Source organism: Quadrisphaera granulorum, assembly GCF_003149145.1.
Classification (GTDB): Bacteria; Actinomycetota; Actinomycetes; order Actinomycetales; family Quadrisphaeraceae; genus Quadrisphaera; species Quadrisphaera granulorum.
This window is the reverse complement of the sequence record NZ_QGDQ01000055.1, coordinates 1-7629: the sequence shown is the minus strand read 5'-3', so window position 1 is coordinate 7629 and position 7629 is coordinate 1. Positions and strand designations below refer to the sequence as shown.

The following is a 7629-nucleotide window of genomic DNA, read 5'->3' as shown; positions in this document are numbered from 1 at the left end:
CTGATCGTGGGGTGCTGGGACCGGTACCGCTGGGAGAACCGGCCTCGCTCCAAGCGCATCCGCGCAGCATGATCACACCTACTGGCGGACGTTCTTAACCAGTCAGCGGCCCTCCGCTGCGCTGCGTGGCCTCGCACGACCGAGAAGGTGGTCGGCACGCCTCGGCAGAGTGACGAGCAGCGACCTCGCTCGGGTCGACGTGTCGAGGTCACCAGGATGGGCGTGTGTACGAGCAGGTCCACCTCCCCAGTGGCGCTGTGGCGTGGACGTCCGCCGGCTCCCCGGCGACCACGCTGGCGGCCGACGGGTGCGTGGACCTCATCCTGCGTCACGACGTCGTCCTCGTCGCCGGTCCCAGCACCCGCTGGCTCACCACCACCGCTGACGCCAGCAACCTCCCGACCGTCGGCCTGCGGTTCTCGCCGGGGTCAGCCGCGAGCGTGCTGGGTACCGACCTGGGCGCCCTGCGCGACACCGCCGTCGCCCTGGAGCAGGTGGTGAGCCGTCCTCGCGCCCTCCAGCTCATGGCCCAGATGCGGGATCTTGCGGGGCAGCTGCCCGATCGTGACCCGCAGCGCCTGGTCGAGCTCGCCCCACGGTCGACGTCCCCGGAATGGGCTCAGCTGGTTCTGGCCGCTGCCCGCAAGGGGAGCCCCGTCTCGGAGGTCCGCTCCGAGCTGGGATGGTCCGAGAGCACGCTGCGTCGAAGCGTGCTCGCCCAGTTCGGGTTCGGCATCCCCGTGGACGACTCCTGGCTGCCGTTCTGGGCGTTCTTGTCTGGAGTGCTCGTGCCGGTGATCGGGCTGGTGGTCGCCGTCGTGGCGCTGCGCCGCCGTGGCATGGGCACCGTCGCGCAAGGGCTCGTCTGGGTGGGCGTCGCTGCAGCGCTGGCGCACGTGGTGGCTGCGCTCGTCGTCGTCCTGCTCCACTGACGGTGGATCTCGTCGATCCGTAGCGGCACCTTTCCGGGCGGAAGTTCTGCGCGGAACTCGATCGTGCCTCCGAGCAGGTCACCGCTCGATACCTGCGCCGCCGACGGGGAGCGTGAGCGAGCTTGCGCTGGAGCGAACTCCAGGACCTACCGTGCCGGACGTGTCGATGACCACCACGAGCGAGCGGACGACACCGCAGCTCGGAGCCACCTCGGAGATGTCCAGCGCGGTCGGCAGCTCTGACGTCGAGGAGCTGCTGGGCATCGCGCAGATCGCGGCGATCAGCGGGTTGAGCCAGGACACGCTGCGCTGGTACGAGCGCCAGGGCCTGCTGCCGCAGGTGCCCCGCGGCAGCGACGGGCGCCGTCGCTACAGCCCGCGGCACGCAGCGATGGTGGTGCTCCTGGCCCGGTTGCGCGCCACCGGCATGCCTGTCGAGGAGATGCGTGCCTTCTCCACGCTGGTCAGCGCCGGTGCAGCCACCCACGGGCGTCGCCTGGCGCTCCTGCAACGCCACGAAGAACGCATCCACCAGCGCCAGAACGAGTTGCAGCAGGCGCTGGACCTCGTGCGGGCCAAGGCAGCGCACTACCGCGAGCTCATCGCTGCCGGTCTGGACTGCGACGGCGCACCGGTGGACGCCGACACCGCCGTACAGCAAGCCCGCGGCACCCCCTGACCGCGCCGGTCCGACAACTCACCCTGCCCCCGCCGAGGACGTCGCCTCAGCCGCCCCGCAGCTGCCTGGGCACGCGCTGAGGTACGCGCTGACGCGACCGCGGCGCCATCTGGTCGCACACGACGACACTGTGAGGTTCTCGATGTCTGACGAATCGCTCTTCCCATCACCTGCCCCGGACGCCACCTCGGACACGGGCTCAGGACCATCCGTGGTGCCCGCCTCCCACGAGGACCTGCTGCACCGACCACTGTTCGGGCACGTCGCGACGCTGCGCCCCGACGGCCAGATCCAGGTGAACCCCATGTGGTACCTCTGGGACGGTGCGCGCCTGCGACTGACGACGAGCACGCCACGGCAGAAGTTCCGCAACGTCACCGCGGACGACCGGCTCACGATGAGCGTGCACGACCCCGACCAGCCCTACCGCTACCTCGAACTGCGGGGCCGAGTGGAGGCTGTCGAGCCCGATCCGCAGGGCGCGTTCTTCGACGTGCTCGCGGACCGGTACCAGTTGACCATCGACGAGCTGGGAGATCGGCCGCAACGCGTCGTCCTGGTTGTGCGCCCGGAGAAGGCTTCGAGTCAGTGAGCACACTGCGGCGCCGACTCCTCCCCGACAGTCCTCTCGTCCACCCGGTCGGACTGGGATGCATGGGCTTCTCGTGGGCCTACGAGAACTCCCGCGCAGAGCCTGCCGTGGACGTCATCCGCGCGGCGCTGGACGCGGGTGCTGCACACCTCGACACCTCCGACATCTACGGGCCCTTCACCAACGAGGAGATCCTCGGGCGGGCCCTTCGCGACGGTTGGCGGGAGCGGGCCGTCGTCGCCACCAAGGGTGGGCTCGCCACGGACGGTGGAGTCGCCGGGATGCGCCGCGACGGACGGCCCGAGCACATCACCGCAGCGTGCGAAGCGTCGCTGCGCCGCCTCGGCGTGGACGTCATCGACCTGTACTACCTGCACCGTGTCGACGAGCGGGTGCCCGTCGAAGAGACGTGGGGCGCGATGGTCGAGCTCGTCCGCGCCGGCAAGGTGCGGGCGCTGGGCATCTCCGAGGCGAGCGTGGAGCAGCTCGACGTCGTCCAGGGCATCCACCCCGTCGCCGTCGTCCAGTCCGAGCTCTCGATCTGGACCCGGGATCGGCTGCACGACGTCCTGCCGTGGTGCCGCGAGCACGGCACGTCCTTCGTCGCGTTCGCGCCGCTCGGGCGCGGATTCCTCACTGGGGCCCACGGCCCGGAGAAGGTTTTCGACGACGACGACTTCCGCTCTCGCCTGCCGCGCTTCACCGACGAGGCTCGGACTGCAAACCAGGTGATCGTGGACGGCGTTAGTCGCATCGCGCAGCGCCATGACCTCACGCCCGGGCAGGTCGCGCTCGCCTGGGTGCTCGCCCAGAGCGAGCACGTGCACGTCATCCCGGGGACGACGCGCCGCCAGCACCTCGCGCAGAACCAGGCTGCCGCGCAGGTGCGACTCCGTGCGCAGGACCTCGACGAGCTCGCCGCGCTGCCCGAACCCGTCGGCTCGCGGTACTGACGACCGACGCGATTGATCACGTGAAGTAAAAGCAACGCTGCGGGCCCGCTGGAGAGTCGCCAGCGCCAGCACTGGCGATGCCGGAGCGGATGACTGCTCAGGCGTGGCCAGCGCGGCGCACGACTGCTTGGACTCACCGGTCGTCTCCGGCGTAGCTCGCCAGCAGGTGTCGTCCAATGTCGCCGTCGTCTCCGATGGGTGCCATGTCGGCGACGCTAGATCCTCACGCAGCGGCGGGGTCCAGTGAGCATTCGGGCGCCGTCGGCAGCGGGACGGCGGCGGCTGGACGTGCTCTCGAAGGCGCTGACGGGACCGCCGTCCGAGGTTCGGCGACATCAAGGGGATGGTGGAGCGGGCCCATCGAGCTGGCTGCTGCGAGCATCCGTCGGTGAGCACCTCAGGAGGCGCCGGCGAGCAGCCGGCCTCGGCAGCCGGCAGTCCTTCGCCGGTCGACCTCCTGCTGGCCGGCCCCCGTGGTCGCCGGACGCTGAGCAGGCTGACCGACCACTCTCCGCACCTGCTGCGCTGGCCACCGTTCTGGTTCGGAGACCATGTGGTGCAGGACCTGGGCGCGGGGCGGACCGCTCACGCAGCGCTGGTGCAGGAACTGACAGACGCGGTGGCAGCCACCAACACCACGGCCCTAGCGCGGACTGCCGACCCTGTATCGCTGCTGGGTGCGGTCCTCGACGCGGTGAACGCCGCCCGGTACTGGCAGGAGCCCGATGGCGACGACGAACTGCTCGCCGACCCTCACCTGGGCCCACTGCTGCGTCCGGCCGCCGAGGCGGTGCTGCGCGCACCGGCCGCCGCATGGTGGAGCGACGGGGTTGACCTGACAGACCAGCACCACGTGCAGCGCCACCACGACTCCGACGACCTCAGCGATGACCCTGACCCCGTCGCCCTGAACGCAGCCACAGCTGCCGAGCACCTGGCCCGTTGGCGCCGCGACACCGTCGCCGACGAGCAACGCGCCGCCCGGGAGCGTCCTCAGGAGGTGACCGCCAGTTCTAGCGGGTTCTGGTGGTCGACTCCCGCGCCCTCCGATCTCCTGTGCACCACTCCCAGCATCCCGAGCGCTCGATCAACCGGAGGCCATGCGCCCGACCTGGCGGTGCCCGAGGTCCCGGGTGGGCACCGGCCGCCGGTGGGAGTGGTCCTCGTCGAAGACTCCAGCGGTTGGCCCACGCTGACCACCCGTCAGGTGCGCCTGCGCCCGGGCCTGCGGGTCTACGAGATCGATGGTCCGGCGGCCTGGATTGCCTTGGTCGAGGCGCACCCGCTGCGCGTCACCCGCTCGCGGCGTCACGACTGGTACCGCGCAACCGGCTGGTCGGGGTCCTGGGTGATGCCCGACTGGGTCAGTGTCGCGCGCGAATGGGACGGGGTACACCCGAGCGTGCTGGGCTACCTGAGTACCGCGGGACGGGCGCTGGTCACCTCGCTGCTCGGTGAGAGCGGGCCGGCGGGGGCCGGGTTGGAGGCCGGGACAGCGCGGACGTTGCTGGCGGGGTGGGACCCGGGAACGACGTGGTGGCTCACCGACGCCGTCACCGGCTTCCTTGACGCCATCCGGTGGCGCATTGACGACACCCAGGAACTGGCGCTGGGCTGGCAGCCGACGTCTCGCTGACGTCCTCCGCGCAACGCGTCGGGCGCTCATCAGCGTCCGCTGGACGAGCGCGGCAGACAGCTCTTCGTCAGGCCGCGTCTCCACCGCGAGCAGCACCGCAGGTCCGCCGAGCAGGTGGCGCGGGACCGCGGCGACCAGCACGCGCTGTGGGCCTCCCCGGGCCAGGTCGGAGGGACGGGTGCGATGGAAAAGCGGATGGCGGCCGTCGAGCTGCTTGCCCGGCTGCCGCCACGCCAGCGAGCCGTGGTGGTGCTGCGCTACCTCGAGGACGTCCCCGATCCTCAGATCGCCGAGCTCTTGGGGATGAGCCCGGTGACCGTGCGCAGCACCGCCTTGCGCGCACTGCGAAGCCTGAAGGTCTTGGCTGCGGTGTCCGACTGAGCAGGCAGCGTCTGACGAGTCCCGCCGCTCGCCAGGTGCGCTGATGACGTCACGAGCGCACTCCTCCCTCAGGCTCCGGGCCGGCATCGCCTACATGACGTGCACGTTGTAGAGCGTCGCCGTGCCGGACGGGTCGATCTCGATCTCGGCGGTGAGCTCGCTCGGGTACTCGGTCAGGGTCCACAGCTGGACCTCTACGGACCACCCGCCGTCGTCGTGACGGTGGACATGGGACTCCGGGTGCTCCCAGATGTCGTCGGGCTGGACGACCAGGGTCGCGCCGTCGTCGCCGTACTGCTCCACCCAGACGAGCTGGTCGGGGCGATCCCCGCGGACGAGGGCGTCGAGCTCGGCGCGGATGGCGGCGCGCAGGTGTTCCCGCACGGGCTCGTGCGGAGCGCTGGCGGGTGGCGGTTGCCCCGAGACGAGCGTGGTGTGGGAGGCGCTCACCTCCAGCTCGACGAACGCTCCAGGCAACGGCAGATCGTCGACGACGACGAAGTACACCTGCTCGCGCGCGCCGGCCTGACGCAGCCGGCGTGACAGCGCACCGGCCTGGTCATGGGCGGCGGCCAAGTCCGTGGTTCGCACGGTGACCTCGTCGATGTCGGACGGCGTCAGCTGATCCCCACGCAGCTGCTCCGCCGCGTCGTCCCAGCAGGCGGCGAGCTGGGTCACGACGTCGCCGGGGGTGTCTGCGGGCGACAGCGCCACAACCCGCGCGCGGCGCGTGTGCCAGCGGGGTGTGCGCCCGAACAGGCGGCGTCTCGACGTCGCGGTCTTCCGGGTCATCTCGGCCTTGCGCGCTCGGCGGGTCCACTCCACGGGCAGCTGCACCGCCGGCTCCTCCGCCTCGTCGGCCACGGCACGTCCCCCTTGATCCGGATGCGGTCGTGTGTGGGCGAGCCGCCCCTCCACGGTGGCACCCACCATCTCGCCGTCCCTCGCCGGAACCGCCAGCAGGGGATGGACACCCGAGCCGGTCGTCATCGACAGCACACGACGCTCCAGGGCCGTAGCCGACCCGTCGCTCAGTCGGTCCAGGCGGCAGCACACACCTCGAGCCAACTGGCCAGGTCGGGCGCCTCGTCGATCGTCATGAGCGAGTACTCCGTAGATCCAGGTAGAGGGGTGACGCCGTCGAAGTCGTGGTCGGGCGCGAACAGGAGCAGAGCGCCGTTGTCGCGGTGGACGATCGTGAGGTTCCCGTTCGCCTCGACGGCCACCACGTAGTGGTCTTGCGGGTCGATGGGGACCGCCTGCCCCTGCTCTTCCCAGGGCCAGGCGTAGGCCTCCAGGCCACCGGCCAGGTCCTCGGCAGCGGCGGACAGAGTCCACACGTCGTTCTGGTTCAGCAGCCAGGAGTCCGGCTCGCCGAATCGCTCGATGATCCCGCCGCACACCCCGAGCAGCTGTCGGTGAACAGGATGGAAGTCGTCTGCAGCGTCGACGACAGGCGGCAGACACAGCCAACCGCGTCGCTCCTGTGCTGGCCCCCAGGCCAGCAGCTCAAGGTGCTGCTCACCGATCTGGACCGGTGTGACGTCCGCCTGCGCCAGGAGGTGGCTGAGGATGGGGAGGCCGTCGACTGTCCCACGGTCCCAAGCACCGGTCTGACCGATCTGCGCGGTCTGACCGGGGCGCAGGAACCATGAGCAGTCAGCGATGAACGCTTGCCAGTCATCCACGCCAGCGATCATGTCAGGGGACAATCAGCTCCGAGGCGGGCGTCCCCTCGCTCCGTCCGACACACTGCGGGCAACGAAGCGAGCCGCGACGCTTCAGGGGCTCTTGTAGATCGTGTGGGTTCCGATGCGTCGCCAGAGAACCTGCAGCTCGCCGTCGATCTGCTGGAAACTGAACGTAGCCCGCCCATCGGGTGAGGCGAACGACCACGTCATTTCCCACACCCGGGAACGTTCACCATGGGCGTCACAGGCAGCTTTTGTGGCCACACGTACGTCCCCCTGCTGGCGGCGTAGGCCTCGCAGGCCGCGGCGTAGTCGGGCACGACTCGCCGGAACAGCCGTCGGTGCACTTCGGGCAAGGACGTCCAGTCAGCCGTGAAGCGGGGGTCCGGGCGTGCTTCATTCCGCGTGACCAGCATCCTGAGAGCTCTGCTCGCTGCCCTCGGGTGCATCCAGGTCGGCCATGAAGTCCGCCATGGACGCGAAGCTGATCACCGCACCGCGTTGTACATGCTCCTCGAACTCGGCCTCGCCAGCCTGCCACTCCGGGGTCCAGAACCCGGCCTGCCTGACAGGCACCGCGATCATCGGGCGCATCTCCAGCACGCCGTCTTCACGCTCTGTCAGCTCCAGCTGGGCACCAGGGGCATCCAACCCGAACCGCTTGCGCAACTCAGCCTCGATCCACCGCGTCGTGACCTCGCGGCGAGGTGATCTTGGCGGAGGGGGCTTCGCGGTGCTGGTCCACTCGGTGGGCAGCAGGTAGCC

At 70.3% G+C, this 7629-nt stretch carries 9 protein-coding genes; 6 read left to right on the top strand and 3 right to left on the bottom strand.

Annotated elements, in window-relative coordinates; genetic code table 11:
- The first annotated feature begins 224 nt into the window (after positions 1 to 224).
- From BXY45_RS22440 to BXY45_RS22415, 6 genes are all read left to right on the top strand, one after another.
- Positions 225 to 932: a DUF6597 domain-containing transcriptional factor gene (locus BXY45_RS22440; RefSeq protein WP_109776760.1), complete on the top strand. Its 708-nt coding sequence runs from the start codon at positions 225 to 227 to the stop codon at positions 930 to 932.
- A 166-nt stretch (positions 933 to 1098) separates the two neighbouring features.
- A complete protein-coding gene (locus BXY45_RS22435) occupies positions 1099 to 1611 on the top strand; it encodes a MerR family transcriptional regulator (protein WP_245961974.1) in 513 nt (170 codons plus the stop codon).
- A 214-nt stretch (positions 1612 to 1825) separates the two neighbouring features.
- Entirely contained in the window at positions 1826 to 2203 is a 378-nt protein-coding gene (locus BXY45_RS22430; protein WP_211319859.1) for a PPOX class F420-dependent oxidoreductase, read from the top strand.
- A complete protein-coding gene (locus tag BXY45_RS22425) occupies positions 2200 to 3156 on the top strand; it encodes an aldo/keto reductase (RefSeq protein WP_211319858.1) in 957 nt (318 codons plus the stop codon). The genes BXY45_RS22430 and BXY45_RS22425 overlap by 4 nt, the downstream gene beginning before the upstream one ends.
- A 388-nt stretch (positions 3157 to 3544) precedes the next feature.
- Positions 3545 to 4792 (top strand): hypothetical protein, encoded by a 1248-nt coding sequence (locus tag BXY45_RS22420; protein WP_109776758.1) that lies wholly within the window; start codon positions 3545 to 3547, stop codon positions 4790 to 4792.
- Positions 4793 to 4975: 183 nt separating this feature from the next.
- A complete protein-coding gene (locus BXY45_RS22415; RefSeq protein WP_109776761.1) occupies positions 4976 to 5173 on the top strand; it encodes a sigma-70 family RNA polymerase sigma factor in 198 nt (65 codons plus the stop codon).
- A 90-nt stretch (positions 5174 to 5263) separates the two neighbouring features.
- Here the strand turns inward: BXY45_RS22415 and BXY45_RS22410 are convergent, their stop codons facing one another.
- The 3 genes from BXY45_RS22410 to BXY45_RS22400 form a co-directional block, all read right to left on the bottom strand.
- A complete protein-coding gene (locus tag BXY45_RS22410; RefSeq protein ID WP_146211343.1) occupies positions 5264 to 6037 on the bottom strand; it encodes a DUF7668 domain-containing protein in 774 nt (257 codons plus the stop codon).
- Between the two features lie 167 nt (positions 6038 to 6204).
- Complete coding sequence (locus BXY45_RS22405; protein WP_211319857.1) at positions 6205 to 6861, bottom strand: hypothetical protein; 657 nt, start codon at positions 6859 to 6861, stop codon at positions 6205 to 6207.
- A gap of 399 nt (positions 6862 to 7260) precedes the next feature.
- Positions 7261 to 7629, bottom strand: a 369-nt coding sequence (locus BXY45_RS22400) for an AbrB/MazE/SpoVT family DNA-binding domain-containing protein (protein ID WP_109776755.1), incomplete at its 5' end; no start/stop codon positions are given.